20 protein-coding genes are annotated in these 20,667 nt (G+C 35.1%); 7 read left to right on the forward strand and 13 right to left on the reverse strand.

Translation table 11 applies throughout. From position 1 onward, the window contains the following. Positions 1-187: 187 nt before the first annotated feature. From KNQ05_RS14320 to KNQ05_RS14345, 6 genes are all read right to left on the reverse strand, one after another. Positions 188-4,237, reverse strand: coding sequence for an amino acid adenylation domain-containing protein (locus KNQ05_RS14320; RefSeq protein ID WP_214805849.1), 4,050 nt, complete (start codon positions 4,235-4,237; stop codon positions 188-190). Beyond that, positions 4,230-5,471 (reverse strand): MFS transporter, encoded by a 1,242-nt coding sequence (locus tag KNQ05_RS14325; RefSeq protein ID WP_214805851.1) that lies wholly within the window; start codon positions 5,469-5,471, stop codon positions 4,230-4,232. Before KNQ05_RS14325 ends, KNQ05_RS14320 begins: the two co-directional genes overlap by 8 nt. A gap of 38 nt (positions 5,472-5,509) precedes the next feature. Then, positions 5,510-6,019, reverse strand: a complete 510-nt coding sequence (locus KNQ05_RS14330; protein ID WP_214725395.1) for an adenylyltransferase/cytidyltransferase family protein — start codon at positions 6,017-6,019, stop codon at positions 5,510-5,512. Next, entirely contained in the window at positions 6,012-6,995 is a 984-nt protein-coding gene (locus KNQ05_RS14335; RefSeq protein WP_214805853.1) for a phosphotransferase, read from the reverse strand. Before KNQ05_RS14335 ends, KNQ05_RS14330 begins: the two co-directional genes overlap by 8 nt. Then, entirely contained in the window at positions 6,992-8,212 is a 1,221-nt protein-coding gene (gene tyrS, locus KNQ05_RS14340; RefSeq protein WP_214805856.1) for a tyrosine--tRNA ligase, read from the reverse strand. The genes KNQ05_RS14335 and tyrS overlap by 4 nt, the downstream gene beginning before the upstream one ends. An 83-nt stretch (positions 8,213-8,295) precedes the next feature. Further along, the gene (locus KNQ05_RS14345) at positions 8,296-8,499 is read right to left on the reverse strand and encodes a hypothetical protein (protein WP_214725401.1); all 204 of its coding nucleotides are present in this window, start codon (positions 8,497-8,499) and stop codon (positions 8,296-8,298) included. 175 nt (positions 8,500-8,674) lie between these two features. Between KNQ05_RS14345 and KNQ05_RS14350 the strand changes: the two genes are divergently transcribed. Next, positions 8,675-9,541, forward strand: coding sequence for a helix-turn-helix domain-containing protein (locus tag KNQ05_RS14350; protein ID WP_214725403.1), 867 nt, complete (start codon positions 8,675-8,677; stop codon positions 9,539-9,541). A 114-nt stretch (positions 9,542-9,655) separates the two neighbouring features. On the opposite strand, the gene KNQ05_RS14355 is transcribed toward KNQ05_RS14350, so the two are convergent. After that, positions 9,656-10,354: a 4'-phosphopantetheinyl transferase family protein gene (locus tag KNQ05_RS14355; protein ID WP_214805858.1), complete on the reverse strand. Its 699-nt coding sequence runs from the start codon at positions 10,352-10,354 to the stop codon at positions 9,656-9,658. Positions 10,355-10,558: 204 nt separating this feature from the next. On the opposite strand from KNQ05_RS14355, the gene KNQ05_RS14360 reads away from it, so the two are divergent. The 5 genes from KNQ05_RS14360 to KNQ05_RS15875 all read left to right on the forward strand — a co-directional run bounded on the left by KNQ05_RS14360 (position 10,559) and on the right by KNQ05_RS15875 (position 13,024). Beyond that, on the forward strand, positions 10,559-11,539 hold the full coding sequence (locus KNQ05_RS14360) for a hypothetical protein (RefSeq protein ID WP_214805861.1): 981 nt from the start codon (positions 10,559-10,561) through the stop codon (positions 11,537-11,539). 139 nt (positions 11,540-11,678) lie between these two features. Next, the gene (locus tag KNQ05_RS15860) at positions 11,679-12,188 is read left to right on the forward strand and encodes a helix-turn-helix domain-containing protein (protein ID WP_483297417.1); all 510 of its coding nucleotides are present in this window, start codon (positions 11,679-11,681) and stop codon (positions 12,186-12,188) included. Between the two features lie 8 nt (positions 12,189-12,196). Next, positions 12,197-12,541 carry an IS3 family transposase gene (locus KNQ05_RS15865; protein ID WP_483297418.1) on the forward strand — a complete coding sequence of 115 codons (345 nt, stop codon included), beginning with the start codon at positions 12,197-12,199 and terminating at the stop codon, positions 12,539-12,541. A gap of 11 nt (positions 12,542-12,552) precedes the next feature. Next, positions 12,553-12,900 (forward strand): transposase, encoded by a 348-nt coding sequence (locus tag KNQ05_RS15870; RefSeq protein ID WP_483297419.1) that lies wholly within the window; start codon positions 12,553-12,555, stop codon positions 12,898-12,900. Further along, positions 12,791-13,024: an IS3 family transposase gene (locus KNQ05_RS15875; protein WP_483297420.1), complete on the forward strand. Its 234-nt coding sequence runs from the start codon at positions 12,791-12,793 to the stop codon at positions 13,022-13,024. The genes KNQ05_RS15870 and KNQ05_RS15875 overlap by 110 nt, the downstream gene beginning before the upstream one ends. 99 nt (positions 13,025-13,123) lie before the next feature. Here the strand turns inward: KNQ05_RS15875 and KNQ05_RS14370 are convergent, their stop codons facing one another. After that, complete coding sequence (locus KNQ05_RS14370) at positions 13,124-13,972, reverse strand: hypothetical protein (protein WP_214805864.1); 849 nt, start codon at positions 13,970-13,972, stop codon at positions 13,124-13,126. 307 nt (positions 13,973-14,279) lie between these two features. Here KNQ05_RS14370 and KNQ05_RS14375 point away from each other — a divergent pair, with 307 nt between their 5' ends. Beyond that, positions 14,280-15,035, forward strand: a complete 756-nt coding sequence (locus KNQ05_RS14375; RefSeq protein WP_214805867.1) for a coiled-coil domain-containing protein — start codon at positions 14,280-14,282, stop codon at positions 15,033-15,035. 64 nt (positions 15,036-15,099) lie between these two features. Here KNQ05_RS14375 and KNQ05_RS14380 read toward each other — a convergent pair whose 3' ends face one another. The 5 genes from KNQ05_RS14380 to KNQ05_RS14400 all read right to left on the reverse strand — a co-directional run bounded on the left by KNQ05_RS14380 (position 15,100) and on the right by KNQ05_RS14400 (position 19,858). Further along, complete coding sequence (locus KNQ05_RS14380; RefSeq protein ID WP_214805870.1) at positions 15,100-15,903, reverse strand: hypothetical protein; 804 nt, start codon at positions 15,901-15,903, stop codon at positions 15,100-15,102. Further along, complete coding sequence (locus KNQ05_RS14385) at positions 15,900-16,679, reverse strand: ParA family protein (RefSeq protein ID WP_214805872.1); 780 nt, start codon at positions 16,677-16,679, stop codon at positions 15,900-15,902. The genes KNQ05_RS14380 and KNQ05_RS14385 overlap by 4 nt, the downstream gene beginning before the upstream one ends. Beyond that, entirely contained in the window at positions 16,676-17,362 is a 687-nt protein-coding gene (locus KNQ05_RS14390; protein WP_214805875.1) for a DUF3102 domain-containing protein, read from the reverse strand. The genes KNQ05_RS14385 and KNQ05_RS14390 overlap by 4 nt, the downstream gene beginning before the upstream one ends. After that, the gene (locus KNQ05_RS14395; protein ID WP_214805878.1) at positions 17,346-18,137 is read right to left on the reverse strand and encodes a ParA family protein; all 792 of its coding nucleotides are present in this window, start codon (positions 18,135-18,137) and stop codon (positions 17,346-17,348) included. Before KNQ05_RS14395 ends, KNQ05_RS14390 begins: the two co-directional genes overlap by 17 nt. Before the next feature lie 644 nt (positions 18,138-18,781). Then, positions 18,782-19,858, reverse strand: a complete 1,077-nt coding sequence (locus KNQ05_RS14400; protein ID WP_214805882.1) for a hypothetical protein — start codon at positions 19,856-19,858, stop codon at positions 18,782-18,784. Positions 19,859-20,667 lie beyond the last annotated feature (809 nt).

Raw genomic sequence — 20,667 nt, forward strand, 5'->3', positions numbered from 1 at the left:
TTTCAAACATTAGATCAATCAATTCATTTATTCTATAGATAATCCTTTTACGACTATTAACCAGGAGCTGACTAGATTGGATAAATGTATTATCAATCTAGTCTTACTCTAGTTAGACAAAATAACGTAATTTAAAAATTTATCGATCTATATGCTATTTACGAAATCATTTTGATCAATTCAATCTTTATAGTAACTGGTGCACTTTACTGAATTTCTCGATGATATTATTCTTTAATGTCTTTTTGAATGAATCAGGAACACCATTGAAGAACGTTATTCCTAATTCGTTTCCTTTCGTATATCCCATGATTGGAAAACGTGCAAAGTTTTCATTCTTAATATCCTTCAAAATTTCTGTTTCAGACTCTTCAGTAATTTCTCCGATGTAGTTAAAATTAATAGCTCGATCAATAGCATGTTCAATTTCTGGTGAATCTTTTTTCTCTGCATATCGATATACTGCACTAAGTTCCCACTTATTTTTTTGGAATTCAGTTTTAACAGATTCTAATTCATCAAACTGGTAATCTTCATACGGAGTGCAATCTTGCTTGAAAAGAACTGGATAGCTTGTATGACAATCTCCAATCACATCATAAAATTCTTGATTACTAAACTTTCGACCATTGGATAGAATCCGTACAGGTATTTGAGACATTTCAAAAATCTCATGACACCATTCGACTACAGTGGAAAGTAATTGTTTTTCTTTTTTAAGGAACATACTTTCATCTGAATTACCACTCGAAGTTTCTTTAAATGGAATTGAGAAACTAATCGGTTCCGAAAATACGATAGGCTTTTTGAAGTCTGGATACTTATTTTCTAATTCATCCGAAGCTGTTTTGAAGTTTAGATATGTGTCGGATAACAAGAACGATTCAACCACTTGATCAGATGAACTTTCCCAAAGGAGTGCAGCGAAAGTTTCATAGGTATTCTTTTTCTTGATTTCTTTTTTTTGAAGCATGTTCAAAAAATCATATTCAAACACTTTCTTGCTATATCCATCAAAAATCAAATGATTAGCCATAAACAATAGCTTATATTCAGTCTCATTTAGTTTGATCAAAGCAAAATGGAACATTAGACTTTCAATAGATTGTTTTTTTAAAAACTCTTCAAGTATTTCAGTAGTTTTTTTAACTAGTAATTTTTGATCTTTATTATTAAGAGCAGTTGCATCGAAAATCTGAATCTGATCAAATTTAAAAGATTCCCGCTGGACGAATGACAATTTTGTTGAATTCATTACAATGTACGATCGTAATAATGGATTTAAAGCAATCACGTTTTCCAACGCTCGAAGTACGTCATTAACATCAATACACTCATTAATTTTGATTTCCTGGGCAACTACAGAGTTAAAATTATGCTTGATGTAATCATATTGTTTCACACCGCAATTAAACTCTTTTTCAATGGTTGCATTTGTGAATTTAGCGCTTAAAGAATTATAGTTATAATTAATTACATCAACTAATTCCGAGTTAAGATAATCACTTGATTGACTCAATTTCTTTTTAATTAATTCTGCAGCTTGATTCTTTACGTCCGCATTTTCTTTAATACTAAAGATATAATGAGGTAAATAGTCTGGATTATTTGCAGCTATAAACGCGAGAACACTATGTTTACTCTTATCAGTAAAAAGAACATTCCATCTGCGTTCATCTAAGAGTACAGACTCTGTATTAAATTTTTCTTGGAACTCCTCAAAATACTTTTGTTTCATCATTTCCAAGCTCAGCTTTTTTCCATTTTTTTTGCTGTTTAAAAAACGAGCCATTTCAAACAAGACTGGATTTTTATAAACGGATTCAAAATTTAGATTGATACCCATTTTTTCATCCACTTCGTTAATTAGCTCCAAGATTGATAGGGAGTGAGCACCTAGATCAAAGAAATTATCATTAATGTAAACGTTCTTGATATTTAAAATATCCATCCAAATTTCACTAAGTTTTTCTTCGATTGGATTCATATTACGTTCGATTTTTTGATCATGATTTCTCAATAACTCAATTGGAGACGGTAAACGCTTTTTATCAATTTTCCCGCTGGTTCCTAAAGGCATCTTATCCAAAACAACGATGTAATTCGGAATCATGTATTCCATTAGCCTATCCTTCAAAAATTCTTTAATCTGCATTTCCGTTAAATTATGAGTGACAACGAATGCGCACATTTTACCTAACAAATCTTTAGACTCGTCATTTGCTAAAACAATCGCATCTTCGACTCCTTCAATTCTTTTGATTAGTTGTTCGATTTCACCTAGCTCTACTCGTAGTCCGCGGAATTTAATCTGATCATCTTGTCGACCAATAAATTCAATGTTTCCGTTCTCTTCCCACTGAGCGATGTCACCTGTGCAATACATAATTTCTGCCGGATTATATATATCCTCAACAAATTTTAATTGCGTGAGTTTACTGTTGTTTAAATAGCCTTCAGCGACACCCGGTCCAGCTAAATAAAGTGTTCCCGGATAACCAATAGGAAGTACATTATTAGCCTCATCTAAAATATACGATTTCATGTTTCTGATCGGCTTTCCGATATACATTTTTGTAATGCTTTCATCAATTTGATACCCGGTTGCATAAATTGATGCTTCAGTAGGTCCGTATAAATTAATTACATTAATTTGATCACCAAACATTTTTTTAACTTTTAATGCAAGATCTAATTCGAATGCTTCCCCCGCGACAAATATATATTTAAGGTTATTTTTTAGCAGTTGAACAGCTGCTGGCGTAAGTGCATTAACAAACAATCGTAATAAGGTTGGAGTAAAGTTAAGATGCGTAATGCCATAATAAACAATACAATCCACGATCTCTTGAGGCTCCTTCAGAGTTTCTTGTTTAGGAATGGATAAACTACCCCCATTCCAGAACCAACCAAAAAGTTCTCCAATTGAAACGTCAAATGAATAGCTCGTTTTCCACAAAAATGAATCCTCAGCTTTTAATGGATATTCATCTTTTAAGTAACTGAGTGTATTGAATGCATTCTCGTGAGTAATTTTTACACCTTTAGGATCTCCAGTCGTTCCAGATGTATAGATGACATACATCAAATCCGAAGGTGTGTGATCGGTATCTGACCCTGAATCTACTACATCTTTAAATAGCATCTCAGAATGTAGCACCTTACCCTTAAAGCGTAGGTTTTCTAAGTTTTGCTGACTCGAAATTAATCCTTCAGCTCCACTATTTTCTAAAATATACTCAATTCTTTTTACCGGTGTATTTAAAGAAATTGGTATATATGCACAACCGGCTTTGATGATCCCCATGAGAACAATGTATGTATCGATTGAAGGTTTCATCAAGACTCCGACTAAATCCCCTCGCTTAAAATTCATGACTTTTAAATTCGAAGCTACTTTATCACTTAATGCATCAAGCTCTGAATAAGTTAAATTTTCTGTACCACACTCTAAAGCAATGTTTTCGGAATACATAACTGCCTTTTCTTTAAAAATATGATGAAGGTTTTTAGGAGTTTCTACTAATGTTGAATGGCTAGAAATATTTTTAAGATGATCAATCTCATCTAAATCTTTTACTAAAGAATGATGCAATACATTTTTTTCAGGGTAATTCAATACCATGTTAATCAAGTGTTTATAATGCTCAATGAATCGCATCATCGACTTGATTGGATATTGCTTTTTATCAAAAATCAGTTCACCTAAAAATCCTGACTCAGACTTAGCGAATTTTAGTGCTAATGAACTTTGGTTCGACATCAATTTTTCTTCATCTTGAATTTGATCAAATGAGAATACATAGTCCATCTCAAAATTATTCCCAAGCTGTTCGGCCCAAGATTTTTTCACATCCATCATCATTTTGTTTGATTCGCTTAACTGTTTTTGAAAAATTGATACAAACTCTTTGAAGTTAGTACTTTCGTTAAATGCTGAGAATGTCGGCATCAACGAAGCTTTTTCATTTTTTTTAATAAACGGTGTCCAGATGGCTACAGTTTGATTAGGAAGCTTTTTTTTCAATAAGATGTGGAAAACTGACAATAAAATTACGTATTCGACTTCCTTAATATTCTTCGTTACTTGTTCGAACTTTTTATTATCTAAAGAAAAAACAAGTTTTTCCGTTTGATTTTGCTCTTTATTTTGTGCAGAATATTCACTATTAAGCTCGATCTGTTCAAGAATTTGATTCCAATAGTTTTTCTTTTTTAGCTCACTCACTTTAACCATTTACTTCACTCCTTAGTTCACTATTCTGTTCACTCATTTTTTTATTTTTCATATGCGCAAAGTAAACCAATAAACAATAAACGATACTTACACAAAATACTACTGGCCATATGAGTTTTACATTGAACAATCCGATGTAGAAACCACCTAATAATGGTCCAGTTGTTAATCCAGCACTTTTGATTACACTGAATAATCCGAAAACTCTTCCGCGAAACTGACTTTTTGTATTATTGGCTATAAATACTTCACTATTGGTAGATGTAAGTATTTCCCCAATTGTCCATGTAACTGTTGAAATTACGAGCATAGTCACACTATCAGCAATAAATATCATTCCGAATCCGATTCCTAACAACGCTCCGGATAAGCCCATATTTTTCGAACTACTATTATTTTTTGTGAAATACGTGATAACTGATGTCAAAAGGACTACTGTGAAGCCGTTGATTGCCATCAACATTCCAAATAATGCTGGGCCGTTCTCATGGAAAGTATTTAAGTGTATAGGTAAACTAAAACTGTGCTGAGAGTAAATAACATAGTACAAGTACATACAAGTCAGCATAAATAAGATCGCAGTATTTTTGGATAGGAAGGAGTATACTGATCCTTCTACCTTATCTTTAGAGTCATTACTGATTGGAGCCGCTCTCAGTTTTGGTTTGTTAGGAATAAACAATAGATATAGTGTAATGGCGATAACTAATGTAGCTGCATCTCCTATAAATAGATAGTGCGGGTACTTTTGATATAAAAGACCAGCAATTAACGGACTTATACTCATCGCTAAGTTAATTGAAAGGTACATTAATGAGTAAACAGCTTGTCGATTCTCTCTTGTGGAGACATCTGCTAATAATGATCGTAACGATGGGCTCGCTACCGCACCTAAAAACATAGATAACATTAATAAGAAAATCAGTAATTTATCAAAACCGATAAAAGCACAGATTACGAAAATTAGAGCTTTTAAAGCTAAAACGGCTATGATAACCGCTTTTCTTGAGTTACTATCGGCTAGCTTTCCACCTATTAATGATCCTGGAATATAAAGAATAGTGACAATCGTGATCCAAATACCTGCCTCTGACGGCTCGATTCCAAGTGATAAAGTTAAAATAAACGTCAAGAAAGGAATAACAAAATTTCCTGTGCTATTAATAAATTCACCAATTATAAGTACATAAGCCTCTCTAGGTAGCCCTTTATATTGAGTCATTATTTTCTTCAATCCATGACCTCCTTATTGATAAGATATAAATATTGATTCTATGATTTAATGCTATTTAGATCTTCTTTTACATAACTTAAAATACTCTCAGGTAATTGTTCTTTGTATTTATCAAATTCTTTTCGAATCATCGTAGAAGAAATGTTCCGTTTTACTCTGTCTTTGTCGTAGATTACATTTTCAATCCCTAGATATTCTGACAAATGAGTGGCGTAGTCCTCTGAAGAAATAATGTGAGTCAATTCAATTCCGTTCATTACTTTTTCTAAATATTTTTCTTGTAAGTTTCTAACATAAGGAGTGTCCTCATGTTCGTTCGGTGCATTCCATCCGTCAATAACTACAACATTTTCATTGGCAAAAGTATTTCGGATCCATCCTGCTCTTTGATTTAAAGGAATGTTTGTTTTATCTGGACAATGATAGACCACTACATATAGCTTATCCACTACAGTAAGAGCAAATTTTAACAGATCAATATGACCTAAATGAAAAGGTGCAAATTTTCCAATTACTAAACCAATTTTTAAATTATTGTCTTTATTCATCATTCAACGCCCCTGACGATAAAATAATTTTAATGACTTCATATTCCTCATTACTTTGAATATATACACTTCTTTCTTCTTCAATCATTCGATAATATGCATACATAAAGACGGATCTTTTTAAAGCCATTACAATCACTAATTCCTTCTCTTGATCACTTAATCTACGAGTTTCAGGTGTATTTTCATAGCATTCTAAAAATCGTTGAATATGGTCATGATCTACTTTTCCAGTTGGTTGAATAATAAATTCTTTTACTACTGTTCCAATATCGCTAATTCTGTATGATTGATGCATATCATCAAAATCTACAATCACAAACTCAGTTTCCGATAGCTGCATGACGTTACTTGGAGAAAGATCATCATGGATAATTGTTGCCATCATTTCATCAAATTTAATTTCTTTGAAGCACTTCGCTAGTACACCTAAAGCTTGGTTTATAATCACATCGTTCGTACTTAGATTAAAGACATTCACAAACTCTAATCCAAACGCATTAAATCTCTTTTTGTTTCCTGGATCGAAGGAGGACAAGCCATTGTGAATTTCTGATAGTAGTCCAGCCAAATTTAATACCATTTCTGAATCATAAGGTAAATATTTTACCTCTGTTCCCTCTATAGCTTCAAAGAGCATTACAGGAAAACCATTTACCAATAACGGCTCTATTCCATAGATTTTTGAAATACAATTGATGTCTTCTTTAAGAAGTTTATTCAACACTGCTGCCTCATATTTTCTTTCGCTTAATTCACCAGATGTATAAATTTTTGCAAAAAATTTCCCTTTATCTGTTGTTACAATTAAATTTTTATTCTGCGTCTCATGAATATTAATAGGTTGATAAGCATTTGCTAAAATACCGTATTCGTTCTTCATTTCTAAGAAAAGATTTGAAATAAATTTCTCATTTAAAGTAAACCTATTATCATGAGTACTTTCAGTTAAATTAACTTGACTCACATTACTCATTTGTAGACAACCTCATAAAATCTTTTCTTTCCGATTTTGATTTTAAGTTCATCCATTTTCTCTAAATCAAACTTCTTCTCTTCGTCCTCAATTTTTTCTCCATTAACTGAAACTGCTTTTTGAATAATTAAACGACGCACGTTGCTCTTCGATTCATTAGGCATACAGTGAATAATCAATTCCATTAATGAAATTTCCTTTTGATTGCTTTCGATAATTTCTGCGTCTTTTGAGAAGGTTTTTTTACTAAATGTATTAATAAAGCTCTCGTATTCTTTTATAGCTGCTTCAGGTCCGTAGAAAATTTTTGTAATCTCTTGAGCAGTGAATAATTTAGCTTTCATAGGATTGTTTAAGATATCCAATTTCTTTATTTCGTCAAGCGAAATGCGAGTATTATTTACCAAAATAACTTCAATCATTTCATCTGGTTGTGCCATGATTTGACCAAATAGCGTTTTAGGATCTGTCCCAAGAAAAACTCCGGTTTTGTTGGTTTTCGACATCAATGTTCCATTTTTCGGATTCTCCATAAGGTTTACAGCTACAACAAACTTGTCCTTATCTTTGAATTTTTTTAATAAATCTCGTCCTGCAAGTGCATTAAAAATTTGATCGGTTCCACAAAGTTCGACATCAACATCTAGAGCTACGCTATCGTATCCCTGGAACATAGGATATAAAAATTCGTTAAGAAAAATTGGTTTTTGTGAAGAGATTCGTTTCTGGAACATATCTCGTTCAATCATTTGTTGCACGGTCGAGTTAGAAAACAATTCTAAAAGCTCAGTTACAGAAAATTCATCAAACCACGTGCTATTGTATACAACTTGTGCAGGATTTTCTTCACAGTTGAAATTGATCAAGGAAGAAATCTGGTTCACCCAACTTTCTGCATTTTTCTTAGCCGTTGCTCTAGTTAATTTTGATCTTGCAGAGGATTTTTCACTAGGATCTCCAATACATGCTGTTAAATCACCAAATAGAACAAATACTTCGTGACCAAGCTGACGAAATTCTTCTAATAGTAAAAAGTTTTTTGCATGACTAAGGTGCAATGAATCACCTGTTGGATCTGCTCCGATATAAATCTTAAGTTTTTTATCTGACAATAATAACTCACGGAACTCTTCTTCTGATGGAAGAATTTGTTTGATTACACCTCTGTTTAAAATCTGATTGACCAAAGTTTTCTTTTCAACTGAACACTTATTCATAGTAACCTCCAAAATTAATTTGTTATAATTTATTTGTATTATCCAGGAAATCATTTTATGTTGTGAAGTTTATCTTTATTGACTTAAAAAATCTCAGGCATATCTCTTGCAGATTGATTCACAATTTCATCACTTGCAAGTTCTGTTGTAGTGCTATTTACTACTGTATTGTTATGATATGTAAACGTACTAATAGCTGATCCTTTTAATTCGTCAATCTGTTGATTAAGCCCAGCATTAATTCCGATAGACAATCCTACTGATAAAACAACTAATAATTTTTTCACTTCAATACCCCCGAGTTTTCTTTTTACCAAAATCGTTTTAAAATATATTTCATGACCACTTATTTCTTAGGTCTGTAAAATAAATCTCAATTCGTTTTGACTACATTTTTATGGTAAATGATTTTTTTTAACTGTTTTATGCGAAATAAACATATTTTAAGCAGGTGGTACATTTATGGATAATTATTCTCTCGGAAAAACAATAAGTAAGATAAGAAAGTCTAGGAAAATGTCGCAATCAGAATTAGGAGAATGGGTTGGAGGACAATCAATTATTAGTCGTATCGAGAATGGTTTAGTTCTTCCTTCACTAGACACTCTTTTGATCATTTCAAATCGCTTGGATGTCTCGATTGAATATCTTTTAGAAAGTCTTCGCGCAACTAATTCATTACAAATCACTGAGTCCAAGAAAAAGTTACGATATTTACTCGAGCATAATTCTTACGAAGAAGCTCTTAACATGAGTAAAGAGGAAAGAAAAAAGTTCAAAGAGGATATTGAATACTTGGCTTATTTAGACTGGATCGATGCAGTATCAGAATTTAAATTAAAAAAAATTCATCATCAACAATGTGTAGAAAAATTAGAGAATATTTTAAATAGAGAAGACACTCTCTACGCGGATCGAAATCTTTTTCTATATGTAAGAAGTTCAATAGCAACTGTTTATCTTAGTGTGGGTAATTTTAAACATGCCATTCGCAACTATGAAAAAATTATTGAATCTGAATTTCAATACACTGACGATAACTTTAAAGTAATCGTTTTATACAACTATGCTAATGCTTTAAAAAGAAACAAAAATTATTTAAAAGGACAAGAAATCACAGAGAAAGCAATAGCTCTTGCTAAAATATCAGGTAAATCTGTAGTGCTAGGACCTCTTTATTACATTTTAGGTGAGTGTAAGGAAGGACTAAATTTTCCGGATGCTGAAGTAAAGAACTGTTTTGAAAAAGCTGTCGAATTTTTTAAAGCTTTTGATCGACAGGATCTTATCGAAATAACAAAAATTGAGCAAAATAAATACTTTAATTAAGTACATGATAATGATTTCATTTTTATAAAAACTCAAAAATACCCCCTTCAAAAATAAGAAAGAAAAAGTCTTTCTTATTTTTGAAGGGGGTATTCGTATCATTACTTTAGAAGGTTATTTTTCAATCATAAATGCTTTTAGTAATGTTTCTACTGTTAAATCAATTCGTTCTATATTTATGTTTTTAGGACTGCATATAGCCATAATGTAATCTTTTATTGAATCGATTATACAGAAATGATATTCATAGTTTACTTCAAATGATGTTTCTTTTAAATTCCAATTTTGATTTTCATAAGAAAAATAAGTTCCCTTAGTATCATAGTTCAAACCGACTCCTAAGCACTTTCCGAATGCCTCTTTAAGACACCAAAATTTGTAGTAAGTATTGTTTTTTTCAAACTGATTTAATTCGTCAATCCAACCTAACTCTTGTGGATGTAAGATTCTATTCATAAAACTGCAGTCATCTTTACTGACAAATTCTATATCTATCCCAATCTCCGAATCACTGATTGCACACGCAATATAATGTTCTGAATGAGTCACATTAAAAAAGATGTTTTGAAACGATGCTAAATATGGTTTCCCAAATTCATTTGTTCGAAAGCTTACTTCCTCACTACTTAAGTCGTAGGTGTCGAATATACAATACCTCATGAGTAGCTCAGATAAAATGCTTATTGATTTATCATTAGTAAATTTGAGTTTATTGATTTTTTCTTTTCTATCATTGGATACTTGAGGTGTATAATTCAAAATATCATTGAATGTTTCTTTATTATCTAGGTGTATTATGTAAAGTTTAATCATAAATCATCCTTCTTCCCTCTACACTACTCAAATTTAATCGATGTTCACATTAAATATTCGCAAGGTAAACTTTAACTTTGTACATCAATTTTTTTATTGCATCTATTTATAAAACAGAAAAGTTTAAAATCAAAGGTACCTTTTCTTTATATTTTTTTTATGATCTGAATTTCAAACTACTTTAGTATTAAGGACGGTGTTTATATGAATTATAATGGACTTGATGAAACAGAAACAAAGAATATCATTTTGAAAAATTCGAAAAAATTAGAGGATTTATATAGAAAATACTATATAGATAGAGTTCAAACTCTAAACCAAGATTCTTTTGATGCTAATCCAGCGCCATATCGATTTTACTATGAAAGTAATTGTTCTATCTTAGTTTTAATTTTCCCAGAAGAATTCAATGCAAGGCAAGATTTAGATGTATATTTTTTATCTACTCCAGGTCAAAGACAAGTCAATGCATATGTAGTAAAAGAAGAAGATTTGCAAAATCTCGATTCCTACAGAGATGAAAGATTTTTTATTTATGAAAAAATCTTTCCACAGTTTGGTTACAAGTCTTCCCAGGTTCTTTTCCAAATAGAACAAAGAATTAAAGAAGATATCTACAAAAAGTTATCTATTGTTTCTTATGATATAGAATATATAGCATCAATATATGAAACGAGCATTAGAACTGAAACTATATATAGAATCAGAGAAGATATTCAACAGTACAAAGAAATTGATCAAACACCAGTATCTTACTTTGCTCAGAATGCTACTCAATTCCCTTTTTCGATCATAGATTTAAATCCTTTAATGGAAATTGTAGATGATTTAGACTTTACTTATCAATTGGAACAGGCAATGGCTGCTTACAGACAGAATTTATTTTTGCCATCTGCTGCAACTTTGGGAGTATGCCTTGAGACAGTATGTTCAAAAATTTGTGAAGAACATTCCATTAACGTTAAAAATAGCGATACTCAATTAGGAAAACTAATAAAGCTTCTTTATGAAGATCCTAATACGCGAATCATAACTAGACGAGACAATGGTCGACTTGAAGTAGCCTACAAAATGCGAAATTTAGCATCTCATAGTAGCCCTGGAGCAGTATTAAAAGGGGATTGTCATTTTATGTTGGAAGTAATAGCTGACATCGCATATAAATATTTAAAACGAATACAGTAGTTTTGTATCCCTTTAATATTGGATAGCTGTATGATACTAATTAATTCCAATTATTTTTTTAAATAAAAGAGCATTCTTAATAAGTGAACTGCCCCATAAAAGTTGGACATAAAAATCCAACTTTTATGGGGTGTTTTTTATGACCAAATATACGAAGGCATTTAAGATCAAGGTTGTTGAACGTTATCTGACGGGACGAGACGGATACCAGATTATGGCGGAGGAATTCGGGATACGACCTGAACGAGTCCGTGAGTGGTCGCGTCTTTATGAACGTTGGGGAGAGACAATCTTCGATCCTTCCTATACAACACACTCGCCGGCATTTAAACTGGAGGTATTAAACGACATGGCGACCAACGGACTGTCCTACATAGAGGCAGCCGTAAAATATCGAATTTCCTCCCCGGGGATGATCTCGAACTGGCGATCGACGTATGAACGGGAAGGGACCGCAGGTCTGGTCGCCAGACCGAAAGGACGCGCCCCGATGGCGAGACGCAAGAAGAAAGATTTGGAAGAGATGACAGAAGTCGAGAAGCTCAAGGAGCGGATCGAGTATCTCGAAATGAAGAACGCTGCGTTAAAAAAATTGAGAGCCTTGGTTCAAGAAGAGAATGCGCGACGAACCGGATCAAGGCACAAGTAATCGATGAATTGCGGTCAATCTATCCCGTTTCGGGACTCCTCTGCGTGCTCGGTATGGCACGAAGTGTCTATTACTATTGGCGGACGCGCCTGACGGGCGAAGACAAGTATGCGGAAGTGAAGGCAACCATCCATGCCCTCTTCCACGAACACGAGGGGCGATGTGGCTATCGTCGCATCCACGCACTTCTCGAACACCAGGGCTTCCAGCACGATCCGAAGACCGTGCGCCGTCTCATGAACGAGCTCGGTCTCAAGTGTCTCGTCCGCATGAAGCGATACCGCTCCTATAAAGGACGGGTCGGAGAAGTCGCACGAATCTTCTCCAACGTGACTTCAAGGCCACCGGTCTGAACCAGAAATGGGTGACTGACGTCACTGAATTTCACCTGTTCGGGGAGAAGCTCTACCTCTCGCCGATGATGGACTTGGGAAACCGTGAAATCATTGCCTATATCCTATCGGACCGCCCCACATACGGGTTCGTTGGCGAAATGTTGGACCAGGCAATCGCGAAGCTCGACGGAGAGGCGCGCCCAATTCTTCATTCCGATCAGGGGTGGCATTATCAGTATCGAGCGTTCACGGGTACGCTCCACGAACATGGTATCACGCAAAGCATGTCCCGTAAGGGCAACTGTCTCGACAACGCCCATCGAAAGCTTCTTCGCCGTACTCAAGTCAGAGCTCCTGTATCTCAAGGAGTTCGATGACATGGATCACTTCAAATATGAGCTTGAGCGTTACATCGAGTACTATAACCATCGTCGTATCAAGAGACGACTAAAAAACCTGAGCCTGGTGGAATACCGGACTCAGGTCCTCAAGGTCGCCTGACAAATTATTTATTGTCTAACTTTTTTGGTTCAGTTCATAAGATGAATGCTCTTTTATTTATCTTTGCTGAAAATGAATAAAAAATAAATACCATTACATTCACAAATAGTATTGTCTAACTTTTTCCCTCATTTTTTTAGGTCTTTTCGAAGTTAATCCCATAGCGAAGGTTAAACTAATGTATGCAGTTGTAAGTAAGCACACAATTATCATACCTACTTTGATTAAGTCTTTAGAAAAACTATAATTATAAAAATAAAACGGAAAAATAATTCCAACAACAGTTATAGAAACTAAATAAACAATTCCCAATGAATAAAATTTTTGATTCTTATGAGACGGTATCATAATAGCTTGATTAAATAACTGGTCTCTTTGGAATTTGGTTGAAATAATAAATTTTTTATACTGTTTCATTTCGTTGGAAGTAAACAAATTTGCAAACTTTCGATTTAGTTCTAAAGAATATTGTTCGATCGTTTGATTTTGAGAAAGAAATTCATATAATGCTTGAAATTCAGCCGACTCTGCCCATTTCCTTCTTAGATTGGACCAACGGATGAAAGTTTCAAAATCTCTACTATACCTTAAAAATTCTGATTGCTTCTTTATTATTTTGACTGCTTTTTTATCCTTTTTATAATTTTTACGCATTTCAAGATAGTCTAGTGTAGATGTGTAAGGAAGCTGTATATGTCCAAATTGTCCATCTATATACATAGAATATCGATGTGATTCTTCTTCAAATTTTTTAATCTTAGTAATTAATTGAGATGATAAAGTATTTTGCTCTTTAAGAATCTCCATATAAAGTAACTCTATCTCAAACTCCATTTTCCGTTTACTTTCATTGATATTGTGGCTTATTGTAAGTAAAAACCCTCCTAAAATTGAAACAAACGTTGCGGTTACTCCAATCAATGCTATCAGTAACTCTGATTTTTCCATTTTCTACATCCTTTACATTAAAAATATATATACTTTTAGTTATTCATAATTGATGTATATGATTTAGTTCTTACTTTTTTACTTTATTAATTAACAAAGGTTACATATTTTATTTCCTCCTATCATAATAAAATAACTATTCATAATTCTTATACAAAAATTTAAAACTGTGGTAAGAAATTTTTTTCTATTATTTGAAACGAAAACATTTTTTATTTTAGTTTTCTTGGAACTTAAATGTGATAACCAAACTATTGATTAGTACATGATATACTAAGTCAAAATACACTTTAACGAGGTTTTAAGAATGTCATCTAACGAAATGAAAAATAAGTCATTCCGTCTATCTGAAGAAGTAACAGATAAGATTAGTGAATTACTTAAAGGTCGTCAAATCACGACAAATCAATTATTCGAAGAGTTTATTGTACTCGCTGAACAAAAGGAAATTGACCCCAAGCTTAGTGAAGAGGATGCTGTATTAGAAGCATCACTTAAGCAGATCACTCTTCTCTTTCAAGAACGTGCAGCACGTCTTGAGACATTCCAACATGAAAATCAACGCATTCAATCTCGTCATCTAGATACAGTCACTAAATTAGAGTCAGAAGTGCTACAAGCTAAAGAGGATTTAGAAGCAGAGTATATAGAAAAGGTCTCTTTCCATCAGCAAGAGCTTGAAGACCTGAAAGTAAAATTGGAACAGACAGAGCATGAATTAGTGCAGAGAAGAGAGCAACAAGAAAAATTAGAAGTATCTAAAAAGGAAGAAATCACGTCGTTAAAACGAGAAGTATTTCATTTGGAAGGAAACATCACTAAACTTGAGGAAGAACGCGATCAATTGTATCGTCAAAACAAAGCACTAACTGATCGAATCGATGAACTAAAAGAACGTACTGAGCGTTCCGAGCAGTTAGAAGAAGAAAACCGAAGACTGTCGCTAGCGTTGACCATTGCGCAGCGTGATCAAGAATCGTTCGAACGTCGTCTTCAGGAACAAGTTGAGCTAGCTGTTTTACGAGAACGTACACAGACATCTCTCGATAGTGAAAATGCCTAATCGATTAAGCTGAAATCATTAAAAGACCGTTCTACTAAAATGTAGGACGGTCTTTTTTATCCAATCACGTGCGTAAGTATTGTTCTAATGCTGCTCGTATAATTTGATCGGGTTTCATCCCCTGATCTTGCGCGCGCTTTTTCAGTGTTTGATATAATGGATCATTTTTATCGGAGAAATCTACATGGACACGTGCTGGTTTTGGCTGTACAGGAGTTGCATCAATCACTTGTTGTTCTTTTCGTTCGTTTAACATTTTTTTCACTTCACGCAATTGCTCACGTGTCATTTCATAGACCGTAAACTCTCCATCGTTCGTCTTATACTTTCGCTCTTCCAGTAAGGCGACTTTGGGATCTTCTGGCCATGTCAGTAATTCAGCTAACTTAGAAGCACTGAAGTCCTGTTGAATCGCCTTGTCTAAGATCGTTGGTCCAAATATATTCCAGAATGAAATGAACCGATTGACTTGAGGATGAGACATTCCGATTCGATTCAAAAATGATTTCCAACTTCCTTGTTCCTGCTGAAACGCTTCTTTAGTGTCAGCATCACGAAATACTTCATTCGCATGTGCTAGAATACGACATTTCTCAACAAAACTTGTTGCTTGGATTGTATCGATATGATTGTAGTACTGAATAATACCTTCCATATCTTCCGGAAGTCGTTTTGATAAAACACGTGATAAACCGACGGCTGGAAGCGATTGATACGGATTTGACATAGTAGGTGCAGCAAACTTCTTGACCGCTTCGACCTGCTCTTCTCTTAATGCTTCTGTTCCCTGTTCTTGAACAGGTTTCTCAGCTACTGTACTCTGAAAGCTTTTGAACGTTGCTTGTCCTTTTTTACGTCGATTGCTCATAGGGCAAGTACCTCCTCTGCTAACTGTAAGTAAGCATCTGTCGCTGGACTCTTATGGTCAAGGACTGGACGTGCTTCTCGTTGTAAGGATTGAATTTTGACGATGTATGGAATTGTTGTTAGTACGGGAATGCCAACTTCTTTCCCTAACTCCTTTAACTCGTCAACGGTCGTCATATCTCCTTTAGAGCGCGCATTCACCATCGTGGGAATGAATGCTGAAATATGAATGTCTTCCTTATATCCGTTTCTCATTTCTTCTAATTCTTCCGGAGCTGTATAGACAGCATCCATTGAAAATTTCTGCATCTGTACCGGCATGACAATCCGGTCTTGCGCTACAAGGGCACAACGCGCATACGGATTTAAAGCCGATGTCGATCCTGGGCAATCAATTAAACAAATATCAAACAAGTCTTCGAGTCGCGTTAGTTCTTCAATCAAACGGTATTCGTATCCCATCTGACTCGTTAGTCCGGTAGGAGAAGCAGAACGGCGCGTAGGTACTAAGTGAATGATACCTAGTTCATATTCACAAGTGACAATCACTTGTTCAATCGGTGCATATGAGGGATCGTGCTCTTCAATCAAACAATCGAGCAGCACTTTTCCATCGTAATCATCCGTTAACCCTAGTCCATTGGTCGTCGAAGCTTGGTCATCCGCATCAATGACCAGGACGCGTAATCCTTGTCGAGCATACGCATGAGCAAGGTTAATCGTGGTCGTTGATTTTCCGACGCCACCTTTTCGATTATATAAAGCAATTTTTTTCACTGTTCCTTCTCTCCTTCCACGATTTCACTACGATCCTCTATAATGTCCCGCTGAATGGTGTCTTCAATCATCTTTGAAATGTATTCACTAATGCTAAGTCCTTTAGCACGCGCTAGCACATGAATCTGTTCCGATGTTTCTGTTGGGACTCGTGTAGAAAGGACCGTCGATGTCGCTGCGAGTGGCTGGAACGACTTTACTTTCACTTTCGTTGCCGTTGACCGAGCAGCACGAATTTCTCGTACTGTCGCACTTTCTAATGACTTCCGTCCTTCTTCTACAGGTAAACCATTTAAAACAACGTCTTCTGGATCATCGACATACATCAGCTCGAATACTTTGGATGCCGGTAACGTTTGGAGTTGTTCTTCAAATGGTTCTAGGGTATCAAACGCTTTAACATATCGGGAGGCGAGTGAATTTGACATGTTGACGGCTTCTAAAAACGTGCGCCATTCTTGTTGATCGTGCATTTCTGATTTAGCAATCGACAAGCGCTTACCGATCTCGAAAACAGAAATCGTCTGAATCTTAGCTAACTCCTTGATTTCAACTGCGAGATTTTCTAAATCGCGGGAAACCGGTAACTTTTGCACGACAGAGCTCAGATCAGTCAATCCACTTCGATAAGGATGTTGGTCTTGCGGCCTTACTTTATGAATTTGTTTATTCCGCGCTTTCATGCTTCGGACCTCCTGTCATCAAAAGTGCTAGCTCACGAAACGGCTGTGCCAGTTCCAAGCCTTCTTTCGACTTGTATTGTAAAACACTTTTTCCGCTATCTGCTGCCTTCTCAATAAAGGCAGCGCGTCGTACAGAAGGCAGCACATGTAATTGCTCTGTTGTTGCCAATTGTTCCATCGCCTCTGCGTATTCTCGATCCCCTTTTAAACCAAGATCGATTGCGACTGGCATAATGCCTGTTAGCTCTAGCGAAGCATTATAATACTTCTTCACTTGTCGAATCGTTCGAATCGTACTTCCTAACTGATCAAAGACGAGCTTTTTCGGCATGAATGGAATGACCACCTTGTCTGCGCACGATAAAACGACTTTAGATAATTCATTGATTGAAGGAACTGAATCAAGAATGATCCAATCAAACTCATGGGCAAGAGGAACTAGTAAGTCTTTTAATAGAAAAATCTTATCTTGTTCAGATATTAAATTGATTAAACGGGCATTTCGTTCATTAGAGGGAAGAAGACTAATGTTGTGTTTTTCATCATCAAATAAGATCTCTTCAATCGCTAATCCTTTCGCTTGGACGTCGTACAGCGTCATGTATTGAATCGTATCCGACTCTTTCAGCATTAACTTACTTAATGATCCCTGCGGATCTAAGTCAACGAGAAGCGTACGATACCCGAGTTCACCAAGGGCATGACCCATATTGAGCGAACATGTTGTCTTACCGGATCCTCCTTTTGATATATAAAACGTCATAATATTCATCATCTCTCCCCTTTCCTCATTCATCATGGCACATGAAAATAATAATTTCAATGATTATCAGCAATCAAAGGGCAATATGTATGATATTTTTTGTATACGTTATTAAATATCCTGTAAACATTTCGATGTCGAAATGTTTACAGGATATTTAAGCTTTTCTACTTAGATGTTTTGTCTATGCTTTTATAATGCTTCTCCATATTTTAATTTTATTCTTCATCATAATAAGCCGTGATCTACCAGATTATTATCATTTAACACATTGGAAGAGATTAAAAAGATTAATAAAGAATTAATAAGAATTAGAAAAATGATTCACCGCCTCAAGCCTGTAATACCAACAAAAACAAGACATTTTGCGATTCGGGAAACGAACAGCACAATTTGTAGAAATTCAAAGAGTGTTGTTTTTTAAGCATTCATTCAGTGATTTCGTTCAGAATCTATTGAATAAACAACTCTAAAAACTGATTTTTTAACAACAGAATTTGTTTTTTTTCCTAAATAGTATGGCATATTGATATTGTCCTTGGATGGATCAATAAAATGAGTAGCATGACGATGAATTAGATCAAAAAGACTTAAAATGGCGCTGATTTTTTGTCTTTTCACGACTATTTTCAAAAAAAAGCATGACAAATAGACCATCATGCAATGGCCAATTTTTCCGATACGACTCGGAGTCGTTCATTTAGATAGAGAATTGGTGATTCAAAGAAGAGGCGATAAAGTTCTGCATCTTCAAGACGTTCCCCGTATTGATAGAAATCGTTTCGAATCGAACGGATGACTGCATCACAGGCAGCAAATCCGTACGTATCACTCAACGATTGCAGCGATGTTTGCGGAACTTCCAATACATCAAAATCTACGTAGTCACGAGCGACTTCTCGAAGATCGAACCAACTGATCAACGTACGCGCCCGTTCCGCTTCCCGGATACGCTTACTGTTAATTTGGTCTTCGAGTTTCACGTGAAACATTAAAGGACGTGTTACGGTATGTATGCGCTTCTTAAGCGAGAGGTTCTCTTTGACTGCAGATAAGAAGTCTTTCGTGTTCTCAACCAAATGCACATTGAAGAACTGAGAAAGTTGATCAAGCATTCCTTTTACAGCCAAACGGTGTCCACAGTAACGCGGTAAGAATCCACGTACTTCATCATAGGTTAAAGTCGCTTTCTCCTGAGACTGAACATTCACGTCCCGCTCTACTTGCACAAGGGCACGTAAAGCGACACGAAGGATATTCACATGCTCAATATCCATCAGTTGGCGCACCATCTCACACCAAAGAGACGTATAACCGGTCTTCGATGTATACGTACCAGCTTCTTCAAAAAGATCACGGTAGTTTTCAAGATAATCTACGAGTTCAATGGTGACGACTCCAGAGAAATGAATCGAGTAGCGAATAAGTCCAACTGATTCAAAAAGGCGTAGGTTATTGTGTAACGATCGAACGGAAGTACGCGCATAGTGAGCCAATACTTCACTTTCCATCAATGAGAGAACGCCTTGATCATCGCAATGCGATAAAAGCGTCAACAAATGACGAATACGAGATTTTGTCCACTTCAATGCCAGGAAGGGTCCTGGAATGTTATAGTGATGCTGTTCATATAAGAAACTGTCTTGACGTTTTGTCCAACGTGTTAAACCGCTCATCGCGATCAGTAATTTATTAGCGACCAATACATGACGATTTTCATGTTGAAATGACATACCTACACCTCCCCTACTCTGAACTATTATTACTAGTATCCTGTTCAGAAAAGGAACTGTCAAAATGCGGTTTCGGTACGGTCAAAAACGACCAATGTGCTAAAAACGTTGATATGAAGCCGTTTTCAGATACAGAAAAGATGTCATTTCAGTACGGTCAGAAACGACCAGAATCTCTAGAATCGTTATATGATGCGCTTTCTAGAGGTTTTTCTTGAGTAAATTCATACATATAGCGATGCAATATGTCATTCTGGTACGGTATTTAACGACCAAATGATTAAAAGTGTCATTTCAGTACGGGATAAAGCGACTAAAATGTTCAAAAGTGTCGTTTGAGTACGGTATATGACGACCAAATGAATCAGATAACCGCTTTAAAATAATTTTTAAAAATTCTTCTAAAGTGCAGAAGTGTCATTTTGGTACGGGAAACAACGACCAAAATCACAAAACTGTTGTTTTGGTACGGTGATCGGCGACCTAAATACATAAAGTGTTGTTTCAGTACGGTCAAATCCGACAAAAATGCTAAAAATATAAGAAAAAGTGCTGTTTCAGTACGGTAAATAACGTCTGAATTTGAAAAATGGTCGTTTTCCGACACGATTCGACATGTACGATCAATAGATATTCTGGAGAATGAGACATCCAATTATACGTGAGTCTTACAACAAGAAGAAAAATAGAAAAATTAAATAGAACATATGTTCCTATTTTGTGTTTGTTACTTCAAATACGAACATCTATGTTGGTACTACATTACAGATCTTTTGATACGATCGTTTATATAAGTACATGATTGTGAT

The sequence above is a fragment of the Exiguobacterium sp. s125 genome (assembly GCF_018618605.1).
Classification (GTDB): domain Bacteria; phylum Bacillota; class Bacilli; order Exiguobacteriales; family Exiguobacteriaceae; genus Exiguobacterium_A; species Exiguobacterium_A oxidotolerans.